Source organism: Rhodococcus sp. KRD197, from assembly GCF_017168235.1.
Taxonomy (GTDB): Bacteria; Actinomycetota; Actinomycetes; order Mycobacteriales; family Mycobacteriaceae; genus Rhodococcoides.
Map to the genome: position 1 here is coordinate 123,395 of NZ_JABFAO010000006.1, position 20,472 is coordinate 143,866.

The 20,472-nt window shown below is 64.0% G+C and carries 25 protein-coding genes; 13 read left to right on the forward strand and 12 right to left on the reverse strand.

Going from position 1 to position 20,472, the window contains the following annotated elements; translation table 11 throughout:
• Window position 1 precedes the first annotated feature (1 nt).
• The gene (locus J1M86_RS12970) at window positions 2-322 is read right to left on the reverse strand and encodes a multidrug efflux SMR transporter (protein ID WP_206510187.1); all 321 of its coding nucleotides are present in this window, start codon (window positions 320-322) and stop codon (window positions 2-4) included.
• Window positions 323-453: 131 nt separating this feature from the next.
• Window positions 454-903 carry a MarR family winged helix-turn-helix transcriptional regulator gene (locus J1M86_RS12975; protein WP_206510188.1) on the reverse strand — a complete coding sequence of 150 codons (450 nt, stop codon included), beginning with the start codon at window positions 901-903 and terminating at the stop codon, window positions 454-456.
• A gap of 907 nt (window positions 904-1,810) precedes the next feature.
• Between J1M86_RS12975 and J1M86_RS12980 the strand changes: the two genes are divergently transcribed.
• From J1M86_RS12980 to J1M86_RS12995, 4 genes are all read left to right on the forward strand, one after another.
• On the forward strand, window positions 1,811-2,266 hold the full coding sequence (locus tag J1M86_RS12980; protein ID WP_206510189.1) for an effector binding domain-containing protein: 456 nt from the start codon (window positions 1,811-1,813) through the stop codon (window positions 2,264-2,266).
• An 8-nt stretch (window positions 2,267-2,274) separates the two neighbouring features.
• Window positions 2,275-2,697 (forward strand): GyrI-like domain-containing protein, encoded by a 423-nt coding sequence (locus tag J1M86_RS26370; protein WP_206510190.1) that lies wholly within the window; start codon window positions 2,275-2,277, stop codon window positions 2,695-2,697.
• A 188-nt stretch (window positions 2,698-2,885) separates the two neighbouring features.
• The gene (locus tag J1M86_RS12990) at window positions 2,886-3,563 is read left to right on the forward strand and encodes a ScbR family autoregulator-binding transcription factor (protein WP_075837239.1); all 678 of its coding nucleotides are present in this window, start codon (window positions 2,886-2,888) and stop codon (window positions 3,561-3,563) included.
• Window positions 3,564-3,633: 70 nt separating this feature from the next.
• The gene (locus J1M86_RS12995) at window positions 3,634-3,777 is read left to right on the forward strand and encodes a hypothetical protein (protein ID WP_206510253.1); all 144 of its coding nucleotides are present in this window, start codon (window positions 3,634-3,636) and stop codon (window positions 3,775-3,777) included.
• A 62-nt stretch (window positions 3,778-3,839) separates the two neighbouring features.
• Here J1M86_RS12995 and J1M86_RS13000 read toward each other — a convergent pair whose 3' ends face one another.
• Window positions 3,840-4,547 (reverse strand): ferredoxin reductase, encoded by a 708-nt coding sequence (locus J1M86_RS13000; RefSeq protein WP_206510191.1) that lies wholly within the window; start codon window positions 4,545-4,547, stop codon window positions 3,840-3,842.
• A 5-nt stretch (window positions 4,548-4,552) separates the two neighbouring features.
• On the reverse strand, window positions 4,553-5,152 hold the full coding sequence (locus J1M86_RS13005) for a sulfite oxidase-like oxidoreductase (protein WP_206510192.1): 600 nt from the start codon (window positions 5,150-5,152) through the stop codon (window positions 4,553-4,555).
• A 123-nt stretch (window positions 5,153-5,275) separates the two neighbouring features.
• Between J1M86_RS13005 and J1M86_RS13010 the strand changes: the two genes are divergently transcribed.
• Window positions 5,276-6,136: an SDR family oxidoreductase gene (locus tag J1M86_RS13010; protein WP_075837238.1), complete on the forward strand. Its 861-nt coding sequence runs from the start codon at window positions 5,276-5,278 to the stop codon at window positions 6,134-6,136.
• Here J1M86_RS13010 and soxR read toward each other — a convergent pair.
• Window positions 6,131-6,589, reverse strand: a complete 459-nt coding sequence (gene soxR, locus J1M86_RS13015; protein WP_206510193.1) for a redox-sensitive transcriptional activator SoxR — start codon at window positions 6,587-6,589, stop codon at window positions 6,131-6,133. The two genes, J1M86_RS13010 and soxR, sit on opposite strands and share 6 nt — an antisense overlap.
• A 133-nt stretch (window positions 6,590-6,722) precedes the next feature.
• On the opposite strand from soxR, the gene J1M86_RS13020 reads away from it, so the two are divergent.
• Window positions 6,723-7,412, forward strand: coding sequence for a SagB family peptide dehydrogenase (locus tag J1M86_RS13020; RefSeq protein ID WP_206510194.1), 690 nt, complete (start codon window positions 6,723-6,725; stop codon window positions 7,410-7,412).
• Here J1M86_RS13020 and J1M86_RS13025 read toward each other — a convergent pair.
• The 6 genes from J1M86_RS13025 to J1M86_RS13045 all read right to left on the reverse strand — a co-directional run bounded on the left by J1M86_RS13025 (window position 7,362) and on the right by J1M86_RS13045 (window position 13,204).
• A complete protein-coding gene (locus J1M86_RS13025) occupies window positions 7,362-8,588 on the reverse strand; it encodes an MFS transporter (protein WP_206510195.1) in 1,227 nt (408 codons plus the stop codon). The genes J1M86_RS13020 and J1M86_RS13025 overlap by 51 nt on opposite strands.
• The gene (locus J1M86_RS13030; RefSeq protein ID WP_206510196.1) at window positions 8,585-9,943 is read right to left on the reverse strand and encodes a YcaO-like family protein; all 1,359 of its coding nucleotides are present in this window, start codon (window positions 9,941-9,943) and stop codon (window positions 8,585-8,587) included. The genes J1M86_RS13025 and J1M86_RS13030 overlap by 4 nt, the downstream gene beginning before the upstream one ends.
• Window positions 9,940-11,211: a CocE/NonD family hydrolase gene (locus tag J1M86_RS13035; RefSeq protein WP_206510197.1), complete on the reverse strand. Its 1,272-nt coding sequence runs from the start codon at window positions 11,209-11,211 to the stop codon at window positions 9,940-9,942. Before J1M86_RS13035 ends, J1M86_RS13030 begins: the two co-directional genes overlap by 4 nt.
• 65 nt (window positions 11,212-11,276) lie before the next feature.
• The gene (locus J1M86_RS13040) at window positions 11,277-11,963 is read right to left on the reverse strand and encodes a hypothetical protein (protein WP_206510198.1); all 687 of its coding nucleotides are present in this window, start codon (window positions 11,961-11,963) and stop codon (window positions 11,277-11,279) included.
• 53 nt (window positions 11,964-12,016) lie between these two features.
• On the reverse strand, window positions 12,017-12,139 hold the full coding sequence (gene amiA / locus J1M86_RS26375) for a streptamidine family RiPP (RefSeq protein ID WP_241260029.1): 123 nt from the start codon (window positions 12,137-12,139) through the stop codon (window positions 12,017-12,019).
• Window positions 12,140-12,250: 111 nt separating this feature from the next.
• Window positions 12,251-13,204 carry an ABC transporter substrate-binding protein gene (locus J1M86_RS13045; RefSeq protein ID WP_206510199.1) on the reverse strand — a complete coding sequence of 318 codons (954 nt, stop codon included), beginning with the start codon at window positions 13,202-13,204 and terminating at the stop codon, window positions 12,251-12,253.
• Window positions 13,205-13,236: 32 nt separating this feature from the next.
• Here J1M86_RS13045 and J1M86_RS13050 point away from each other — a divergent pair, with 32 nt between their 5' ends.
• The 7 genes from J1M86_RS13050 (at window position 13,237) to J1M86_RS13080 (ending at window position 18,840) form a co-directional block, all read left to right on the forward strand.
• Entirely contained in the window at window positions 13,237-14,226 is a 990-nt protein-coding gene (locus tag J1M86_RS13050; RefSeq protein ID WP_206510200.1) for an iron ABC transporter permease, read from the forward strand.
• Window positions 14,227-14,228: 2 nt separating this feature from the next.
• Window positions 14,229-15,200: an iron ABC transporter permease gene (locus tag J1M86_RS13055; protein ID WP_241260051.1), complete on the forward strand. Its 972-nt coding sequence runs from the start codon at window positions 14,229-14,231 to the stop codon at window positions 15,198-15,200.
• Window positions 15,197-15,988: an ABC transporter ATP-binding protein gene (locus J1M86_RS13060; RefSeq protein ID WP_075837231.1), complete on the forward strand. Its 792-nt coding sequence runs from the start codon at window positions 15,197-15,199 to the stop codon at window positions 15,986-15,988. The genes J1M86_RS13055 and J1M86_RS13060 overlap by 4 nt, the downstream gene beginning before the upstream one ends.
• 48 nt (window positions 15,989-16,036) lie before the next feature.
• Window positions 16,037-17,266: an arginine deiminase gene (gene arcA, locus J1M86_RS13065; RefSeq protein ID WP_075837230.1), complete on the forward strand. Its 1,230-nt coding sequence runs from the start codon at window positions 16,037-16,039 to the stop codon at window positions 17,264-17,266.
• 53 nt (window positions 17,267-17,319) lie between these two features.
• On the forward strand, window positions 17,320-17,985 hold the full coding sequence (locus J1M86_RS13070; RefSeq protein WP_206510202.1) for an NAD(P)-binding oxidoreductase: 666 nt from the start codon (window positions 17,320-17,322) through the stop codon (window positions 17,983-17,985).
• 9 nt (window positions 17,986-17,994) lie between these two features.
• Window positions 17,995-18,351 (forward strand): GntR family transcriptional regulator, encoded by a 357-nt coding sequence (locus J1M86_RS13075; protein ID WP_075837228.1) that lies wholly within the window; start codon window positions 17,995-17,997, stop codon window positions 18,349-18,351.
• Window positions 18,352-18,417: 66 nt separating this feature from the next.
• A complete protein-coding gene (locus J1M86_RS13080; RefSeq protein ID WP_075837227.1) occupies window positions 18,418-18,840 on the forward strand; it encodes a DoxX family protein in 423 nt (140 codons plus the stop codon).
• 68 nt (window positions 18,841-18,908) lie between these two features.
• Here the strand turns inward: J1M86_RS13080 and J1M86_RS13085 are convergent, their stop codons facing one another.
• Window positions 18,909-20,438, reverse strand: a complete 1,530-nt coding sequence (locus J1M86_RS13085) for a dolichyl-phosphate-mannose--protein mannosyltransferase (protein ID WP_206510244.1) — start codon at window positions 20,436-20,438, stop codon at window positions 18,909-18,911.
• Window positions 20,439-20,472: the final 34 nt, after the last annotated feature.

Sequence of the window (20,472 nt, forward strand, 5' to 3'; positions counted from 1 at the left end):
ATTACGCGGCACCGCTGAGCTGCAGGCCGATGACTCCGCCTATGACGACGGCGATTCCGAGTGCTTTCTTCCAGTCGAGTCGTTGGCCGAGGAACAACGCGCCGACGATGACGATTCCGACGCCGGCCACGCTCGTCCAGATGGCGTAGCCGACCCCGACGTCGAAAGTCAGTAGCGCCAGAGACAGGAAGAACGTTGCGACTGCGCCGCTGACCACAGTGCCGATGGTCCAGATCGGGTTGGTGAATCCATTCGCTTTACTGGCGCAGATTCCGACTGCGACTTCGAGTACTACTGCGATACCGAGGTGGAGCCAACTCATGACGTGCCTTTCTGTGGTGGTGCTTGAATCGACATGTGACGTGCAGGTGAGGGGTTGGGCGGAGAGATTCAAGTGTATGTACATGCATGAACAACGGTACGAAGGTCAAGTGCTGGATTCGCCTGCAAGCGCTACGAGATGATCGCGCTCAGGGTGGACAGTGCACGTCTGATGTCAGCGGAACCGCTGCTGGGCGCGTCATGCAGCAGTTCCTGGATCTTCGCCTCGTACTTGTCGTGGATATCGTTTGCGAGATCCACACCGCGTTCGGTGATGACGGCGTAGATGCCGCGGCCGTCGTTGGGGCATGTATCGCGATACGCGAGCCCTTTTGCTTCCATTCGGCCCACGAGGCGAGTCGCTGAACTCTGGTTGAGATCGACTCGCTCGGCGAGGTCGTTGATTCGGAGTTCCCGGTCGCGGCTCAGGATCAAGTGGCGAGAGGCCCTGTACTCGGTGATGCCGACCCCGAAAGCGCTCTGCATCCACCTGTCGAGGGCGGAATCCACTGCCTTGACTGCTGCGGCGACTTCAGACCATGCGCCACCGGCATCTCGAATGGGAGGGACGCCGCTGTTCACAGGAACATCCATGTACATGCATGGAGATTAGCATGACGATTTCGCGACGCGAACCGGCGGCGCGGATGGGCTCGACACCTGCTGCCTTCTGTTGCAGACGCATCGGGCCCGGACGACTGTGTCGTCCGGGCCCGATGCGCATTGGGAATCGGTCACATGGAAGCGGAGCCGGATCCGAGCAGTTCGAGGATCGGGATGTCGGAGATCGTGCTTCCGGTGGTGGATCCGGTGGAGAGCAAGCTCGAGATGAAGGAAGCGATGTCCATTGGGGGGACTCCTTGTTTCGTCGGTGGTGGCAAGCGATGCGACGGTATGCCGGTACGCCGTAGCTATTGTTACGGCATGGAACCCAACTTTTCTACCGTTTGGTTGGATTTTCTCCAATTGCTTGCCTGATGTTCGAACGAAACAGGGCCCGATCGACGGTGTCGACCGGGCCCTGCAGACTGGGAGTCTCTTATCAGCGCGGGAAGATGCTGTCGATCAGCGAGCTGCCAGCGGAGCTTCCGGTGGTGATGAGGGTTTCGATGAAGGCGTAGAAGTCCATGCGGAAAAGCTCCTTGTTGCGTGGGCGAAGTCGTGCTCGAGACAGGCCGGTGGTCCGAGTGGCGCACCAGCCGTCTGTATTGATACTGCATCTAACCCGGCTTCGCCACCGCTACGTCGGCGGGGACCCGAGATGTAGCCCGTTTGTCTTGAAGAGTTCACAACCCGTTGTCGGATAACGCAAATTTTCGGGGCAACTGGTCTGCCCGTTTTGTGTGGGTGTTGGTCCCCCGCGGGGGAGCAGGCCGGTAGTCTTACCGATCGAACGTAAATTCAGAGTTGATGGTCGACGTCTACTGGGGAGCGTCACCCCGGCCGCCTGTGAGTGAGTATCTGCGGCCCTGAGCCATGTGGAGTGTGAATGTCTTTCGAGTATGTCGACCTCGAGGAAACGTGGGTCGCTGGCCTGCCTGTCCGGAGCCCGAAGCGGGCGCTCGGGAGGCTGAACGACCCAGCGCTCGATCAGGCGTGGTCCTCCGTTCTCAAGCAGGAGATCGGAGGTCCGTTGGCGTCCATCTACACGGACTTCGCACCGGGTATCGGTTCCTATAACACGCAAATTGTCGGTTATAAATGCTCGGCTCTCAGTCAAGTGACGCGCGGCCATTTGGTTGCGAAGGTGCCGCGCGCGCGATATGCGAAGTTTTCGGCCGTCGGCTATTTCCCGGACGTGATGATGCGGCTGTGGCAGCAAATCGACTACGCCGAGGAGCATCAAGAAATTCGTCGAACATTCACTGCCGATTACGAGTGCTACCCGCACGCCTACAAGATCGACCTGTATCTGTCCGTCGAGCGGCCAGGGCAGTCGGAGTGACGCACCGTGTGACGGCGCGCAGTGCCGAAGTGTTCGGAGGGCTCGTGGCGCCTCGGGTCGTCCCGGGCGGCGAGACCAGCATCAGTGACCTGTTTCGGTTCCTGCGTGAGCGTGTGCGTGACCGCTACGACGATGCAGTGGACGTGAGCACGTTGTTCGTCCCTGATGCGCACGGGGACTACAACGCTGTGATCGGGATGCCACATCTCTCGCCCGCCGACGTGCCTGTCGGAGATGTTTTCGTGCATGTCCCCAGCGGCGTCTATGCCGTGTTCGAGCCCGATGGTGCATTGCAGGATCCGACCGAGGACGTGTGGGCGCAGGTGGATGAGGCCACGGCCAACGGCGAGTTGTTTCGGGCGTACAAAGAGGACATTGAAGTCGTTACAAAATCGGGCAGAGTGGAACTTTATATTTCGATTGTTATATGAATCGATGTGACGGTCTGCCAATTGTCACCGGCGAATCACATTTGCGCGACACCTGTGGTTACTATTAGCTTGCGCAACCGGACCGGGCAGGCGCAGCGATTCGAGAAAACGGATTCAGCCAGACAGCACGTGGTCCAACCGAGGTGGCGTCGGGGTCATCGTAGGCAACTGGGCAGGGGTGAAAGATCATGGTCAGGCAACTGAGAGCAGAAGCTACGCGAGCAGCAGCGCTCCGAGCGGCAGCGGATCTGTTTATCGACGTGGGGCACGCCAATGCGACCCTGAGTCAGGTCTCGGCTCAATCCGGCGTCACGAAGGGCGCGCTGTACTTCCACTTCGCCTCGAAAGAGGAGCTTGCCCGCGCCATCGTCGACGAGGGGCATGAGCGCGTGTCCGCTGCGTGCGCCGGTCTCGTTGACAGCAGGTCGCCCGCACTCGAATCCGTCATCGGAATCTCGTATTCGGTACTCGAACTCGCCGCGTCCGACACGCTCGTTCGCGTGATGTATCGGTTGCAGATGGAGGTCGACGGGTCAGACACTGCCCGCGGAAGCGTGTTCGGTACCTGGGGCAACATCTTCGAGCATCTCTTCGATCGGGCCATCGAGCACGGTGACGTCGCCGATCATCTCGACTCCGCCAACGCCTCGCTGCTCGTCTGCGAAATGCTCGCCGGTGTGTTGATGGTGTCCGAGGCGCAGTCCACGCTCGAGAGTGCGCCTTCGCGCATGGAGAAGGTGTGGAACACCGTGCTGCCCTCGCTCGTGCCGCCGAACAAGCTGGCGTACTTCCGCGAATTCGCAGCTCGCAGCCTGTCCAGCTTCGTACCCTCAGCCGACATGGTCTCAGACTCTCTGACCGTGTAGCTGGTGCTTGCTCAGTCTCGGAACCGAGTGGACACTGTGTGTTATGGAACACACAATTACGCAACACAGAATGTCCGACTCCGAGCTACGCAAGGCAATCAAGACGCTGCAGAGCCGTGCCGACGACGCACGTCGCCGAGGTGACGAGGACGATGCGACCCGCATCGAACGCACCGTCGCCGACTATCGCGACGAGATGACCCGACGGCACTGAACCCCGGGTTCGAAGCTCTCGAGTTCGAAGCTCTCGAGTTCGAAGCTCTCGAGTTCGAAGCTCTAGGGTCCGAACCGCTCCGTCTTGATGCGGGGCGGTAGGTGCCCCGCGGAAACAAGAATGTCGGCGACGGTTTCGACGAACCTCGTCGGTCCACACACGAAGCACTTCGGCGCGAAATCAGGTGGCCACCCGGCCTCGGCGATGTCGGTATCGGTGAGACGGCCGAGCCGTCCGCGATAGCCCTCTGGCGCCTGTCTCGTGTATCGGACGCTGACCTCGATGCCCCCGGAGAGCGCGCGCAACTCGGCGGCGTACATCAACTCGGCCTCCGAGCGCACCGAGTACACAAGTCGAAACGGCGTCTTGCGCTCGGCTTGCACGCGCGTTCGAATCATCGCCATCAACGGCACGATGCCGGACCCGCCGGCGATCAGCAGTACCGGCGCACGATCGGACGAATCCCAGACGAACCAACCCCCGACCGGCCCGCGCAACTCTATCTGCTCGCCGATTTCCAGCACGCCCGTCAGATACGGTGACACCTCGCCGTCGTCCACGGTCTGAATCGTCAGAACGACGGTGTTGCCGTGCGCCGGAGTGGCCATCGAGTAGCTGCGTTGCGCGCTGTAACCGTCCTCGGCGGTGAGACGAACGTCGACGTGTTGACCGGGTTTGTGTCCGGGCCAGCCGTCGACCTCGAAGACCAGCGTGCTCGCGCTCGCCGTCTCGATACGTTTGTCGATCAGTGTGGCCACGAGCCATTTCATTCGAGTCAGTCTCCCTGGTACCGCTGCTCCTGCCACGGGTCTCCGTAGTCGTGGTAGCCGTTGCGCTCCCAGAATCCGGGCTCGTCCCCCAGCAGCAGCGTCAGATTCTGCACCCACTTGGCTGATTTCCAGAAGTACAGGTGCGGAACCAGTAGCCGAGCTGGGCCACCGTGCTCCGGGTGCAGCGGCTTGCCGTCGTATTCGTATGCCAGCCAGGCCTTTCCACCTCGCAACTCGTCGAGAGGCAGGTTGGTGGTGTAGCCGTCGTATGCGTGCGCCATCACATGCGTCGCAGTCGTCGAAATACCTGCGAGCAGAGTGTCCAGGGAAACGCCGCGCCACAGCGTGTCCAGTTTGGACCACTTGGTGACGCAATGGATGTCGACGGTCGGCTTCTCGGCCGGCAGGTCGAGCATCTCGCGCCAACTCCAACGATGCTTCTCGCCCATCTCGGTGGTGATGCCGAATTGCCAGCGGTCGGTGTCCACACGTGGCGTCGGACCAACCGACAGCACAGGGAAATCGTCGGTGAGGTACTGGCCCGGCGGGGTGCGTGTCTCGTCACCGCGACGCTTCCCGACGAAACCCCTGGAAACGATGGCCATGATCGCGTTCCTCTCGTCGCTTTACTCCCTGAGTGCCGAGTCTTCCGCCCGGATCGAGCCGAGACAAATCGACCGACGCGTAAGGTGCGGGAAAGACGATGCAGCCGACACGGGGGATGGTCCATGCAGTTGAGGAGTTCGACGGGGATCGCAAGTCTCAGAGGCAAGAAGACGTTCATCACCGGAGCAGGTAGCGGCATCGGACGTGCGACGGCACTCCTGGCGGCGCAGGCCGGCGCCGAGCTCTACCTGACCGACATCAACGAGGTCGGGTTGGCAGAGACTGTGGCGCAGGCGGGCTCCGCGGTGGCGATGTCCTCGGCGTTCGACGTGTCCGACTACGACGCGGTCACCGCGTTCGCCGCCGAAGTGCACGAGGCCACAGGGAGCCTCGACATCGTGATGAACGTCGCGGGAATCTCCGCGTGGGGAACCGTCGAGAATCTCGAGCATCGGCACTGGAAATCGATGATCGACGTCAACCTGATGGGACCCATCCATGTGATGGAGAACTTCCTACCGCCGATGGTGCGGGCCGGGCGCGGAGGGCATCTGGTCAACGTGTCCTCGGCGGCGGGACTGATTCCATTGCCGTGGCACGCGGCATACAGCGCGAGCAAGTACGGATTGCGCGGCGCGTCCGAGGTGCTGCGGTACGACCTCAAGCGGCACGGCATCGGCGTCAGCCTCGTCGTTCCCGGTGGAGTCAGGACGGGGTTGGTCGACACCTTGGAGATCGCCGGCGTCGAGCGAGACGACCCGCGAGTGCAGAAGCTGCAGCACCGATTCGAGAAGCGAGCTGTGGAGCCATCGACAGTGGCAAAGGCCATTCTCGAGGGCATCGAGAAGAATCGATACCTGGTGTATTCGTCGAACGACATCCGTTTCGGCTACTGGTGGGCACGCAAGTTCGCACCGCCCTACGAGTTCGTACTGCAGAAGGCCAACGACCAGTTCAGCAAGCTCCTGAAGAAGCCCTCATAGATCGACGTCGAGCCTGCGGGCCCCGGGGCCGTTCTCGGCCAACTCATCACCGGGGTTCGCCAACGCACAACTCGACAGAGACAGGCACCCGCACCCGATGCAACCGGTCAGATCGTCACGCAACCTGATCAATTGGGCGATCCGATGGTCGAGGTCGGCATGCCAGTGCTGCGAAAGCCGGGCCCAATCACGCTTCGTCGGCGTTCGCTCCTCGGGTAGTTCGGCCAAGGCGTCGCGGATCCGTGCAAGCGGAATGCCCACCTTTTGCGAGATGCGGATGAACGCCACACGCCGCAGCGTGTCGCGGTGATAGCGGCGCTGATTGCCCGAGGTGCGCCTGCTCGTGATCAGGCCCTGCTTCTCGTAGAAGTGCAGCGCGGACACCGCGACCCCGCTGCGCTCGGCAAGCTGGCCGGGGCTCAGCTCGCGGGTTTTCCAATCCGGCATCGGCATGCGTACACGGTAGACCGAGAGGCGTTCGCGATAGAATCGACAATGGTTTCCGTTGCCGAATGTGGGGGGGGGGCGCTTCATGTCGAATGATTCACCGCAAGCGCGAATCCACCGTGCGCTTACTGTGCACCGGTTGCTCGTCGATCCAGGAGGTTCCGGGGCGAGAACGCCACCGGCCGCTGCACACGGAACCGTCGCGCTCGGTGCACCGGCATCACTGCCCTCGGTCGCATTGGGGGAAGTCCTGGGTGAACGGCGCTCGCGATACCGTTTCGGCCCGCTGGACCGGGATCGTCTCTCCACGCTGCTCGGGTGGGCCTTGGGCCCGGGGCGTACGACGGCTGCGCCGAACGGACCTCCCCGCACGCTACGGCTGAACCCCTCCGCGGGTGGACTGGATTCGCTCGACGTGCATCTTGTCGTCCTTCGCCGGATCGGTGACATTGCGGTCGGTACCTGTGTTTTCGAGCCAAGCGCACACGTGCTCCACCGAACAGGTACCGGACCCTGTGTCGAGGCGCTCGGATCCTGCCTCGTACAACCGCAATTCGCAGCGCGTGCATCGGTGTTCGTCGTTCTCGCCGGGCGCCTGGACAAGACACTCGTCAAGTACACCGAACGTCACTATCGCACCCTCCACGTCGATGCAGGGATCGCCGCGCAGAACCTGTACCTGGTCTCCACCGCTCTCGAACTGGCAGGCTGCGCGGTGTCCGGGTTCTATGACGACCACATCGCGAATCTGGTTGGTCTGCGTGATGACTCGGTCCCGCTATTGGCGTTCGCGCTCGGCGGACGCGGTGAGGTCGGCGAGCAGCGGTAGCCGAGGGACCCCGAGCCGCAACGCCACTGCGCCTGCGGCAGCCAGCGCACACGCTCCCAGCACGATTGCCGCGGTGACACCGAACACTTCGGCTACCGCTCCACCCGCTGCCGCGCCGAATGGAGTTCCGCCCATCGCGATCATTCGTGCCGTGGTGTTCACCCTGGACTGGAGACCGTCGGGAGTTACGGACTGCCGCACCACGATGCCGTTGACGACGATCATCGTGTTGGCTGCCTGATAGACGACGAGTACGACCAACGACACCGCCAGAACGCCCGTGGTGGACCATGCCAGCATCGCCGAGAATGCGACGAGCAATCCTGCGCAGGTGATGACACCGGTGCCGACCGCCCGCTGAATGCGTGCGCTGACAAGGCTGATCAGAAACGCTCCCAGCGCCGTCGCCGCATAGAGTGAGCCGAGTCGCGCGTCGCCCTCGTTCAGTCCGAGTTTCCGGACGCCGACGACCACCATCAGCCCCACCACCACGCCGTTGGCCAGGCTCACCCCGATGCCGACGGTGGTCAGCGCACGAACCACGCGATGACGCCAGATGAAGTCGAGGCCCTCGACGATCGACGTGCGAAGCGTCGAGCCGGCCATCGAAGCCGCAGCTCCAGCCGGCAGGGTGACCGTCGCAGTCACGATGGCTGCGATGAGAAAACACAACGCGTCGATTGCGATCGCACCAGGCGGACCCAACGTCGTCGCAGCGACTCCGCCGAGAAGCGGGCCGGCTATCCCGATGACAGTGCCGACACTCACCAGGGTGCCTGTCGCGTCGGCGATGGAATCTCGGCCGACAAGCGCAGGTACGACGCCGAAGGAGGCTGCGTCGAAGAACACGAACAGCGTCGAAGTGCTGAACGAGACGAGCAGGAGGTGGGCAATCGTCACCGATCCGAACAGGTGTGCCGCCGGGATACTTGCCAGCGCGCATACGCTGGCAAGCTGAGTCGCCAACAGCACCCGTTTTCGATCGACCCTGTCGGCGAAGGCGCCGGCCAGCAGCCCGAACAGCAGATAGGGCAGGGCTTCCACCGCAAACGCGACGCCGGACAACAGCGGTGAACCGGTGAGCTGGTAGACGAGCATCGGCACCGCGACGATGGACATCGCGTTGCCGATCCAGGCGATTGCGCGTGCCAGAACGAAGCGACGAAACGGCGTCACAGGCTCGGTGGTGGTGTCAGCAACAAGGTGCTCGGATCCGCCGGGTCGCAGCTGGGCGCATACCGTCGGGCGATCTCCCGCCACCGCGGCAACCCGAAGTATGGAAAAGCTGCCGGGGCGTTGGGAATCAGACCCGAGGCGCACACACGCGCCACCCGCAGCGGCGTCAGTGCAACGTCGGGGGTGGTGATATCGCAGACGACGACCTCGTGGCCGGCAGCGAAGAGAGCAGCCCGCAGACCCTCGGAGGTGCCCTGTGGGAGAGCGTCGATCGACACCACCTCGGACGGGTCGGTGAACCGTGGCAGCAACGACGCCTGAACTCGCGGATCCAGCCACACCTGCGCCTGAGCACCCAGATCTCGGACATGTTCGCTTCGCGGACCAGCGGCGTCGAGATAGGTGCGATCGGCGCGATGCTCGAGATACAGACCCGAGGACAGCACGCCGGCGCGCATCGACCCGAACACCCACCCGTCGGCGTCGAGCAGTCCCCGGGTGAAGACCCAGCTGTGGATCGCTTCGAGAACCGCTTTGCGCGCAGTCGCGACGGGGTCGAGTTTCGCGGAGAACCCTCCTGCGACAATCCCGAGTTCGGGGTCGCGTATCACTGCTGCTACCACCGGAACCCCGAAGTACGACGGGAGTTCGAGAAGGTGACACTGCAGTCGTGAATCGCCCAGATCGTCGGTGAGACCGGGGACCGACGCCGGATCGATGCCTCGCGCGGGCAGATTGAGATGCCACCACAGCGACAGTGAATCCCGTTCGACGAGTTCGAGTAGTCCGCGCGCCGCCGCATCGCCGAGTCCCTGGCCGGTCGCGATACCCGCGTAATTGAGATGGTGAATCCACGGATCACGCTTTCGACTTCCGGTGCGCCAGTTGAGGTACACGTACGACGCCGGAATCGCCACGCGAGACCCGTCGGCGCCGACACCGTCCACCCAGGCGATCGGTGTGTCCTCGGTGAACTGTTCGAAGGGGAAGCCCTCGGACTGCAGCTGCCATGGCGCGAAGAACCCGAGATGGTCCGGACCCCAATGGCGCACGTTCGTCGCCCGGAGTTCCGCGGCCGTGGCGTACCGAAGTCCTTCTCGAACATGGTTTCCGCAGTACCGTTCCACTGCCTCGCCTATCGCTGCGATTCGCGCACCGTCCTCGTCTGCGAAGGTGGTGCCGAGCGAGACCAGATCGCACGGCCAGTTACCGTGAGCACGGGTGTCGGCGATTTCCGCGGTCAGGCCCACGTACCGACGCGGCATGCCGTCGACACGTTCCACCGGATGCAGAGCTCGAACAACCCCGGTCAACGGATCGACGAGGTCCTCGGCAGTCAGAACAGGGGTGCTCATGCGGGCATCTCCACGACGATGCCGCGCACCGTGCGACGGACGGCCTGCGTGCGACGGCCGTGCAGATGGTCCTCGCCGGTCTGTAGATCGCGTGCATGACGCGGGAACGAGTGGGCCGAGACGATCACCGACAGTTCCTCTCCATAGTGAATGCGTGTGGATATCGGGCCGAGATGGACTGTGTTGTCGAGCGACATGCCCTGCGCCAGCTGTTCAGCCCGGCCGTCCCGTCGGTGGACGACGAGCATTGCCCCCCAATGCCGGTTGCTCTCGGCGGTGTCCACTCTGACCATGGGGGATCCGACAACGACGCCCGCTCGCGACGGCACCGGCCGTACCAGGCAATCCGAACGCCCCAGCAGGAAGCCGACATCGGCCCCGAGATCGCAGGAAAGGAAGGGCTGCAGCGGATCTGCGTCGAAGCTGCCGCCCGGCAGGGTTGTTTTCTCCACCGCCGTCGGCCATGCGTCCAGGGGATGTGCGGCGCCATCGGACGCGCCGTACAACCGAGCGCCGGTCCATGGATGGCGCTCCAGTACGTCGTCGAGCCAACAGCTCATGCGCTCGCCGCGTCCGGATCCACGCATTCCGTGGTCCCATGGTCCAAGCGCCAGAGCCGACGGTCCGCCCCACCACGAGAAGAGGTCGACGGTATCTTGCGCGAACCAGTCCGCGGTCCCGCCCTGTGCCAGCAGCGGAATCGTCATTCGCGCCACTGTGCGCGATCGTTCTTCATCCGACCTGAGGGCAGACAAAACAGTGTGCCACGAGGTGATCGGCGGGTCGGATTTTGCGCCGATCTCCGAGACAGGAAGTGTCAGAAGCACATCGGACGCGCGCGACTCCTGCTGCGACACGGCACTGTCACCGTGCTGGGCCCACCAACCGTGCCGAGAAGCCAGATAGAAGGCCCCGTCCTTGTTTCTGGCAGTCTCTCCCATTCCCAGAGCCGGGACGACGACCGATACGCCGATCAGTTGCTCGAATTCGGATCGCTCTGCCGCCGCGGCAGTCTCGACGGCGCAGTGAGCACCGTACGAGGCACCGTACAGAACCAACCTCGGCGCATCCGGCCACCACGGCTGCTGCGTCATCCACTCGATCGAGGCCATGCCGTCGGCACCCTCCAGATCATATGGACGAAATGCTCCGGAGCTACCGTATCGGCCGCGAACGTCCTGCACGACGGTGGTGAAACCGAGTTGCGCCCAGTGCGAGGCTTCGGCGAGATGCGTTTCACTGTTGTAGGGGGTGCGAATGAACAACACCGCCCGTGGACGCCTCGATCGATGCACGAAGGTGCGGAGCCCACCGACAGTGCACTCCTGCGGCGTCACCGCGGCGGTTCCGGCATCGGTAGAACGGGATGACAGGACACGCGCAGGGTGCGCAAGTCGATTGCCGTCACTCGATGCGGCGCCGCCGTCGGGAAGAACATCTCGGCCATCACCTGTGCAGCGACGAACTCAGCGGACGCAACGGACATCGGGTGGACAGGTGAGGACAACCGTCGGCCATGGGGGACCGGGGCGTAACCGTCTTCGATGCGGCGTCGATGCAGGCTCGATGCGGCGCGACGTGCTCGGACATCGGTCAACTGCACACCGTCGGGAACGATGACGGACAGGTTCCCGTCGCGGAAGCACGAGATGTGCCCGCCAGGCGTGAGTGTCTCGGCCTCGTCATCACTCACGGCTATGGATCGGGTGGACTCTCCCGGTGGCAGTAGCGAAGAGCCGGTGCGCGTCAGGAGACCGGTCAGCGCCGAGGCCAATCGGCCACTGCCTTCCACCGAGATGGCCTCCACCGAATCATCCACCGACACATGCCCCGCGGCGATCAAGGCAGACAGTGCGGCGCGAGGTCTGTCGGACTCCGGCGGCGTGTTGCTCGACAATGCCGCTGCGAGCTCGTCGAACTCGTCACAGCCGAGTGACAGTGCGAAGTGTTCGTCGTCGGCGGTACGGAGTACGAAGCTCGAATCGGATTCGTAGAGTTCGGTTCTGGGTGCGAGATGCATGATGTCGCCCTGGGCGGAGGCCTGCGCACCACGTGCGCAGGCCTCCGACAGGATCAGTCCTCGGTGCTCTCGGTGTCCTCGAAGGGGTTCTCCACCAGGGCGTTGCTGTGGCCAGCGGAGTGCGTCGCGAGTGACACGGGTGCCTGAATCGAACGGAACAGATCGTTGTCGTTCATGGTGCTCCTTCTCCTGTTGGGAAACCGTTTGCTGCGCAACCGATTCGTGTTGCTCGAACGAGTCGAGCAACGCAACCCTACGACACATGACAATCATTTTCAATAAGGGAGTCAGTTCCTGTCGAGTTCCGCCATCACCGTCTCGAGGACCATCCGCAACGAGACCGTTCCGCGACCCGTTGCCCACACGCCCGCATCCACCTCGATCACTCGATCGTTCTGCGCCGCCGAAATGCCGGCCCAGAGCGGATTGGAGGCCAGTCGATCCGACAACGGCTCACTGTCGGATCCTGACGAAAATGCCTGCGCAAAAACTACATCCGGATCGACAGCAGCGATCTGCTCCACCGAGACCGTGGCAAATGCGTCGGTCCCGGCCTGCCACGGGTAGTTGCTGACCTCCGCGAGCAGCGATCCGACCGGAGTGGCGACGGAGTCGACCCCGAGGCTGCCCGGTTCGCCGTACATCGACAGTGTCGTCACCTCGCTTCGTCGCTCAGCGGCTGCCTCGACCTCTGCGGTGAAGGCCTCGGCAGCGGCATTCGCCTCGGCTTGCCTGGCCGTCAATTCGCCGACGGTACGCAAGAACTCGACCGAGTCCTGCCAGGTGGCGGGGTTGACCAGGTACATCGGGGCGACCTCCTCCACGGCACCTCGTAGGCCGTCCTGCACTCCACCGAGGCCGATGACCAGATCAGGCTCCGACAGAGCTATGTCCTCCACGTTCTCCTCCCCGAAGCTGCCGGTGATCTTGCGCATCTCTGCATCGGGACCGGCGTAGCGGGGATCGAGGGCGAGATCCTCCCGATATGCAACCGGGGTGATGCCGACCTCTTTCAGTGCATCGACACAGATGAGTGTCAGGCACGCAATCCTCTCCGCGGGCGCATCCAAGGTGACTACGGATCCGAGATCGTCGGTGACGGTGATCGCCGAATCGGCTGTGGTAGCGGCGGCGTCGGTGTCGGGTTCGGACCCACCACCACCGCAGGCTGTCAGGACACACGCCGCGACGGCGAGTAAGCCCAGCGCTCTGGGTCGGGGTGAAGCGAGCAACTTGCGCATGGAATCTCCCTTGCAGAATGATGTGATGCGAAATGATAACCATTAGCGATAGAGGCCTGCTTGCCCTGGGTATCTGCGCCGCCATTGGGCTCGTTGCGCTCGCGCTGTGCCTCGGCGACCCGACCGTCGGCCCGGCACATGCGGTGCAAGCCCTCATGGACGCGTCGAATCCCCTGCACACCCACGTCGCGGTGGTGCGGTTGCCGCGAGCCCTGCTCGGTCTTCTCGGTGGCGCCGCGCTCGGACTGGCCGGCGCGTTGATGCAGGATGTGCTGCGAAACAGAATTGCAGGACCGGAGATCCTCGGTGTTTCCGCAGGCGCAGCCGTCGCCCTGACGGCCGTGGCAGTGCTCGCCATCCCGGCGCCCCTCGCAGCCCTCCCGTACCTCGCCCTGTTCGGTGCCGCTGTCGCAGGCACCGCGGTGATCACAGCCGTCGGGCCCACCAGTGATCCCACCCGGGTGGTGCTGCTCGGTGCGGCCGTCAGCGCACTCGCCTCCGGAATGGTCATCGCTCTCGTCAGCCTCGGCACCGAAGGAAATCTCCCGCTGCTATTCCGCTACCTCCTCGGCAGCCTCAGCGAGCGAGGCTGGCCACATCTGGGCGTCGTGACGCCGTGGCTGATCGTGTTCATCCCGGTCGCATTGATCCTGCGGCATCGAGTTGCTGCACTCGCACTCGGCGACGACGTCGCTGCAGGTCTCGGCATCTCCGTGGTCCCCACCCGGGTGATGGCCCTGGTGTGCGCGGCCGTACTCACGGCAGCGGTGGCATCGGTATGCGGACCGGTCGCGTACGTTGCGCTGCTGGCCCCGCACCTCGCCCGCTGGATACTGCGCACGGCCAGTTCACGACGGGTGTTCGTGCTGACGCCGATCCTCGGCGCACTGCTCCTTGCCAGCGCGGACCTGGTGTCTCGAATCGCGCTCTACCCGATCGAGATTCCAGTGGGAATCACCACCACGTTGATCGGTGTTCCCGCTCTGCTGCTCGCGCTACGCAGGCAGGACCATGCCCGGTGAAGATGCGGTTCATCGTGCTGCTCGGCCTCGCGTGCATCACCGGGTTGATCGTCTCGCATGTCGTCTCGGGCCGCAGCGAGCTGGGGGCGTCGGATGCGATACGAGTACTGACCGGCACCTCCGAGATACGGGCGCACGAGATCATCGTCTGGAAGTACAGGTTGCCGCGCGTACTCGTCGGACTCGCAGCAGGCGCATTGCTGGCACTGTCCGGGGTGCTCCTGCAGGCGGTCATGCGAAACCCATTGGCCGAACCGTCCACCACGGGCGTGGGCTCCGGTGCCGCATTGGGCGTAGTGGTGTCGATCCTGCTCTTCTCCGGGCAATACGGCGCGCATATCGCGGCTCTGCTCGGTGCCGCCGCCGCCGGAATCGCGCTGTATGCACTGGGGCGTCGATCACTTGCCGTCGCGGGCATTCTCATCGGCGCCGTTCTCGCCGCGGTGACCTCACTGCTCCTCGTCGTCGATGCCCAGCCGATGGGTGTGGTGTTGAGATGGCTGATCGGCTCGCTCAACGCCAGGACCCAAGATGACTGGAATCAATTGTGGCCCTGGGTAATTCTCCTGATTCCGGCGGGGCTATTATGCGCATCGCGCGCGAATGTGCTCGTGCTCGGCGACACCGCGGCGACCGGTCTGGGCATTCATCCCGATCGGACGCGCCTGCTGCTGCTCGGCATTGCGGTGCTTGCGGCGGCGACGGCGATCACCGCGGCCGGTGCCGTCGCGTTCGTCGGGTTGATGGCACCTCATGCTGCGCGGGCCGTGGTCGGCGGCGACCATCGCGACCTCATTCCCGTCAGCATGATCGGGGGCAGCGTGCTGCTGTCGGCGGCCGACCTGCTCGCGTTCAGCGTGTCCCTCGATCTCCCGGGCAGCGGTCCGAATGTGTCCGGACTTCCCGTGGGCGCGGTGACGGCTCTCCTCGGTGCGCCCTATCTCATCTGGTTGATCAGGAAGGAAGCACGATGACCGAGGGCATTGCTGTACCTATTCTCGACACCGTCGACCTGTCGCTCGGCTACCGCAACCGGGTGATCTCCGAACACCTCGACTTCGCAGTCGAAAGAGGAACCGTCACCGCGTTGGTCGGACCCAACGGGTCCGGTAAGTCGACGCTGCTGATGGCGCTGGCCAGGGTTCTGCGGCCCCGCTGCGGGGTTGTCCGGCTCGACGGCACCCCCCTCGGTGAGCGATCGTCGATCGACATAGCTCGCCGCCTCGCGATCCTCCCTCAGACCGCCGTCGCACCGCCGGGACTGCGGGTACGCGAACTCGTCGAGCAGGGTCGTTACCCTCGGCTCGGAGCCCTGTCGATGCTGCGGCGGTGCGACGACGAGGCGATGCAGCGGGCGATGTCGCTGACCGGAATCGAAACCTTCGCGGAGAGAAAACTCGATTCACTCTCGGGCGGCGAGCGTCAACGCGCTTGGATTGCAATGGCATTGGCGCAGGAGACAGAGATTCTGCTGCTGGACGAGCCGACGACTTATCTCGATGTCCGTCATCAGATCGATTTGCTGGAATTGGTCGTCGACCTGGTTCGGACGCACGGGAAGACGGTGGTGATGGTGCTCCACGACCTCAATCAGGCTGCGCGCTACAGTGATCGGATCGTGGCTCTGCGTGATGGCGCGATCGTCGCCGACGGCCATCCAGCAGAAGTCGTCACAGCGCACCTGCTCGAGCACGTCTTCGGGGTCCGCGCTCGGATCATCACCGACCCGGTGGCAGGCAGACCGATGTTCGTCGCCGAGTGATCGCCCTCGACCCTGCAGAACGACCGGTCGGGGCGTTACCGTATCGGGATGACTGCAGAACTCGGCGCTGACTCGGAGGTCGGCACACTTCGCACGGTGATGTTGCACCGCCCCGGCGACGAGCTTCGGCGTCTGACGCCGCGCAACAACGACCAACTTCTCTTCGACGGTGTGCCGTGGGTGGACAGGGCGCAGGAGGAGCACGACACCTTCGCCGAGTTGCTGCGTGGCCGCGGTGTCGAGGTATTGCTGCTCGGCGATCTGCTCACCGAAGCGATGACGGTGAGCGGGGCCGCTCGCATGCAGGGGATCTCGGCGGCCGTCAACGAGCGTCGCCTGGGCCGGGCACTCGCCCGCGATCTCACCACCCACCTGCGCGGCGTGCCTGCCGACGCATTGGCCTCGATTCTGATGGCAGGAATGACGTTCGACGAGCTTCTCGCCGCCGAAAGCGGTGAACCCGAACTCAGTGGTGCGTCGCTGGTACGCCGAATGCACCACGGCGCAGACTTCGTCATCGACCCGCTGCCGAACCTGCTCTTCACCCGCGACTCGTCGTTCTGGATCGGAAACCGTGTCGCGATCACATCGCTGGCGCTTCCCGCTCGGCTGCGGGAAACCACGCTCACCGATCTCATCTACGCCTTTCACCCCAGGTTTCTGGGAGTGCGACGCGCATACGAGTCGAGGACGGCTCCGGTCGAAGGCGGCGACGTGTTGCTGCTTTCGCCAGGAGTCGTTGCGGTCGGGGTCGGGGAGCGGACCACACCGGCCGGCGCGGAGGCCCTGGCGCGCAGCCTGTTCGAGGACAAACTCGCCCACACCGTACTCGTGGTTCCGATCGCGCAGGAGCGAGCATCGATGCACCTCGACACAGTCTGCACGATGGTCGACGTCGACGCCGTCGTGATGTACCCGGCGATCCAACACACATTGTCCGCGTTCACGATTCGCAGCGAGGACGACGGTGTGTCCATCCGCGGAGCCGATCCGTTCCTCACCGCCGCAGCAGACGCGATGGGTATCGGCAAACTCCGGGTCATCGACACCGGCCTCGACCATGTCACCGCCGAACGGGAGCAGTGGGACGACGGAAACAACACGCTAGCGCTGGCGCCCGGCGTCGTCGTCGCCTACGAGCGCAACGTCGAGACCAACGCCCGGCTCGAGGCGTCGGGAATCGAGGTGCTGCGGATCAGTGGTTCCGAACTCGGATCGGGCCGCGGCGGTCCGAGATGTATGTCGTGCCCGGTATCGCGAGATTCACTGGTGCCTTGACGCGCCCTGGCGCGGCGAGTTTGTCGACGATGCTCGCTGGGTAGGCGATCGACATGACTGATCGTCGAGTAGTAATTGCCGGAGGACACGGAAAAATCGCGCAGCACCTCATCCAGGTGCTTACTGCGCACGGTGATCGGGCGGTGGCGCTGATACGCAATCCCGACCACATCTCTGCCGTCACCGCGTTGGGTGCTCTGCCCGAGATGATCGATATGGAAACGGCCTCGGTGGACGACGTTGCTGCGCTCATGAACGACGCCGATGCCGCCGTGTTCGCGGCTGGCGCGGGGCCGTCGGGTGGCATCGAACGCAAGGACACCGTCGACCGCGGTGCCGCGGTGCTTCTCGCGGACGCCGCCGAGAAGGCCGGAGTGAAGCGGTTCGTGCAGATCAGCTCGTTCGGTGCCGGTGAACGCGTCCCCGATGATGCCGGTGACACCTGGAAGGCCTACATCGAGGCGAAAACCGCAGCCGAGGAGGACCTGAAACGCCGCAGCGACCTCGAGTGGACGATCCTTCGGCCCGGCGGACTCACCGACGAGGATCCCACGGGGCACATCGCACTGTCGGCGCCGCCGCTCGAGCGTGGCACGGTGCCGCGCGCCGACGTTGCAGCCGTCATCGCCGCTTTGCTGCAGTCTCCGTCCACGGCAGGAAAGACCTTGATGCTCACGTCCGGTGAGACGCGCATCGAGGATGCAATCGAAGCGGTCTAGATTCGAATCATGCGAGTACACGTCGACCCGTCGTCGAAGACACCCCTGTACGAGCAACTGCGTGCGGGCATTCTCGAGCAGGTTCGCACGGGTGCGCTCATCGCCGAGACCAAGATCCCCACCGTTCGCGGGCTGGCCGAGGAATTGGGCATAGCGCCGCACACGGTGGCCAAGGCGTACCGGGAGTTGGAGGCGCAGGGCGTCATCGAGGCTCGTGGACGGCTCGGGACGTTCATCTCCTCGGGCGGTGATCCGACGGAGGACAGCGCGGGTCGAGCCGCGACCGCGTATGTTGCCGAACTCCGCGCGCTCGGCCTCGACGACGACAAGATTCTCGACTTCGTGAGCAGGGCCATACGAGGGTGAGTTGACGCTTCAACTCGGGCGTGTCAGGGTTGGCGAGTTCTCATCGTCGCGCCCGAAGGATCTGACATGAACTCGTCCATTTTCCGAGACATCGCAACGCTCGTTGCCCGCATCGGCCTCGGCGTCGTATTCATCGCGCACGGTTGGCAGAAATTCGACACCAACGGCCTCGATGCCACCAAGGCCGGATTCGAGGGGATGGGGATACCGCTCCCCGAGATCTCCGCGTACTTCGCGACCTTCGTCGAACTGGTCGGCGGAGCTGCCCTCCTCCTGGGCATCTTCACCCCGATCGTGGGGATTCTGCTGTTCCTCAACATGCTCGGAGCATTCGTCTTCGTGCACTACGAAAACGGAGTCTTCGTCGGCGAAGGCGGATACGAGTTGGTAGTCGCGCTCGGCGTCGGCGCGCTCGTGCTGGCTGCCGTCGGCGCCGGACGCATCAGCCTCGACAATGCCCTCGGCGGCAAGACCAGTTTCGGCATGTAGGCGCCTTCGGCGCATGTGCGTGGAAATACATAGCCCTCTATGTATTTTCACTCACATGCGCGAAGCGCCTACCGCCAACTCGGGAGCCACAGCTGCTGCTGCCACAGCTCGGGCGTGATCGGCATCGCCGTCAGAATCGGCCACAGATACACGAAATTCGCGATCACGAGTGCCAGGTAGAGACTCACCAGCATGAACCCGGTGCCGCGTCGTTCGGCGGACGCCTGCGCGCGGCCGATGGTCTGGCCGAGAACGAGCGCGAAACCCATCACCATGAACGGCGCCAACGTCACGGCGTAGAAGTAGTACATCTGCCGGTCGAGGGTGAGGAACCAGGGCAGCAAGCCGGCGCCGTAGCCGGTGAGGACCACCGCGAATCGCCAGTCGCGGCGAACCAACACCATCCACAGCGACCACAGCAGCATCGGCACCGCGAGCCACCACATCGCGGGCGTGCCGATCAGCATGATCGCCTTCACACACGTGTTCGCCGAGCAGCCTTCGACTGTGCCGCCATCGGCGAAGTAGTACAGCATCGGACGCAGCCCCATCGGCCACGTCCACGGCTTGGACTCCCACGGATGAACGTTGCCGGCCGAGTTGGTCAGGCTCGAGTGGAACGTCAGCACATTGCCGCTGTAGTACCACAGCGACCGCAGCGCGGCCGGCACGAAGGAGAACGGCCCACCGGTGCCGATCTCGTTGCCGACGGCGTGTCGATCCACTCCGGTCTCGCTCGCGAACCAGCCTGTGTACGTGCTCAGGTAGACGACCACCGGAATGACGACCAGCGCGTACAGCGCTGGACCGAGGTCGCGAACCGCGGTGCCGATCCACGGGCGCTCGACGCCGCTCGATCGGCGCGCCGCGACATCGAACGCCACCGACAGCAGCCCGAAGAATGCGATGAAATACAGGCCGGACCATTTGGTCCCGCACGCGAGGCCCAACAGGACACCTGCGCCGAAGCGCCACCAACGCACACCCATTCGGGGCCCGAAGCGGCTCGCCGCCATGCGGCCCTCGCTGCGCACCGTCGCATAGCGCCGACGCATCTCGTCGCGGTCGACGACCAGACAGCCCAGAGCCGCGGTGACGAAGAACGCCAGGAAGATATCGAGCATCCCGATCCGCGAGGACACGAACGTAACGCCGTCGACGATCAGCAGAATGCCCGCGATTGCCCCGACCAGGGTAGATCGTGCCAGGCGCCGGACGATGCGCACGACGATGAGCACCAGCAACGTTCCGGCCAACGCAGAGGAGAAGCGCCAACCCCAACCGTTGTAGCCGAACAGGGCCTCGCCGACGGCGATCAACTGCTTGCCGACGGGCGGATGCACCACGAGCCCGTAGCCCGGGTTGTCCTCGACGCCACCGCCGGTCAGCACCTGCCAGCCCTGCGGCGCGTAGTGCTTCTCGTCGAAGACGGGTGTACCGGCGTCCGTCGGGTATCGCAGCATCGCGAATCGAGTGACCGCAGCGATCACCGTGATGACGAGGGTGACGATCCAACCCCGGAGTCGGTCGTGGTCCCGGTAGTAATCGGCTGCAGGGGACGTGGGACCGGGACTGACTACAAACCGCTCGGTCAACATGGCCACATGCCGATCGTAGGCGTCGGCGCCGAGT

Coding starts and splice junctions, on each gene's coding strand:
- J1M86_RS12970 (WP_206510187.1), bottom strand. CDS start 322: ATGAGTTGGCTCCACCTCGGTATCGCAGTAGTACTCGAAGTCGCAGTC.
- J1M86_RS12980 (WP_206510189.1), top strand. CDS start 1,811: ATGTCTTTCGAGTATGTCGACCTCGAGGAAACGTGGGTCGCTGGCCTG.
- J1M86_RS12990 (WP_075837239.1), top strand. CDS start 2,886: ATGGTCAGGCAACTGAGAGCAGAAGCTACGCGAGCAGCAGCGCTCCGA.
- J1M86_RS12995 (WP_206510253.1), top strand. CDS start 3,634: ATGTCCGACTCCGAGCTACGCAAGGCAATCAAGACGCTGCAGAGCCGT.
- J1M86_RS13000 (WP_206510191.1), bottom strand. CDS start 4,547: ATGAAATGGCTCGTGGCCACACTGATCGACAAACGTATCGAGACGGCG.
- J1M86_RS13005 (WP_206510192.1), bottom strand. CDS start 5,152: ATGGCCATCGTTTCCAGGGGTTTCGTCGGGAAGCGTCGCGGTGACGAG.
- J1M86_RS13010 (WP_075837238.1), top strand. CDS start 5,276: ATGCAGTTGAGGAGTTCGACGGGGATCGCAAGTCTCAGAGGCAAGAAG.
- soxR (WP_206510193.1), bottom strand. CDS start 6,589: ATGCCGATGCCGGATTGGAAAACCCGCGAGCTGAGCCCCGGCCAGCTT.
- J1M86_RS13030 (WP_206510196.1), bottom strand. CDS start 9,943: ATGAGCACCCCTGTTCTGACTGCCGAGGACCTCGTCGATCCGTTGACC.
- J1M86_RS13040 (WP_206510198.1), bottom strand. CDS start 11,963: ATGCATCTCGCACCCAGAACCGAACTCTACGAATCCGATTCGAGCTTC.
- amiA (WP_241260029.1), bottom strand. CDS start 12,139: ATGAACGACAACGATCTGTTCCGTTCGATTCAGGCACCCGTGTCACTC.
- J1M86_RS13045 (WP_206510199.1), bottom strand. CDS start 13,204: ATGCGCAAGTTGCTCGCTTCACCCCGACCCAGAGCGCTGGGCTTACTC.
- J1M86_RS13050 (WP_206510200.1), top strand. CDS start 13,237: ATGATAACCATTAGCGATAGAGGCCTGCTTGCCCTGGGTATCTGCGCC.
- J1M86_RS13055 (WP_241260051.1), top strand. CDS start 14,229: ATGCGGTTCATCGTGCTGCTCGGCCTCGCGTGCATCACCGGGTTGATC.
- J1M86_RS13060 (WP_075837231.1), top strand. CDS start 15,197: ATGACCGAGGGCATTGCTGTACCTATTCTCGACACCGTCGACCTGTCG.
- arcA (WP_075837230.1), top strand. CDS start 16,037: ATGACTGCAGAACTCGGCGCTGACTCGGAGGTCGGCACACTTCGCACG.
- J1M86_RS13070 (WP_206510202.1), top strand. CDS start 17,320: ATGACTGATCGTCGAGTAGTAATTGCCGGAGGACACGGAAAAATCGCG.
- J1M86_RS13075 (WP_075837228.1), top strand. CDS start 17,995: ATGCGAGTACACGTCGACCCGTCGTCGAAGACACCCCTGTACGAGCAA.
- J1M86_RS13080 (WP_075837227.1), top strand. CDS start 18,418: ATGAACTCGTCCATTTTCCGAGACATCGCAACGCTCGTTGCCCGCATC.
- J1M86_RS13085 (WP_206510244.1), bottom strand. CDS start 20,438: ATGTTGACCGAGCGGTTTGTAGTCAGTCCCGGTCCCACGTCCCCTGCA.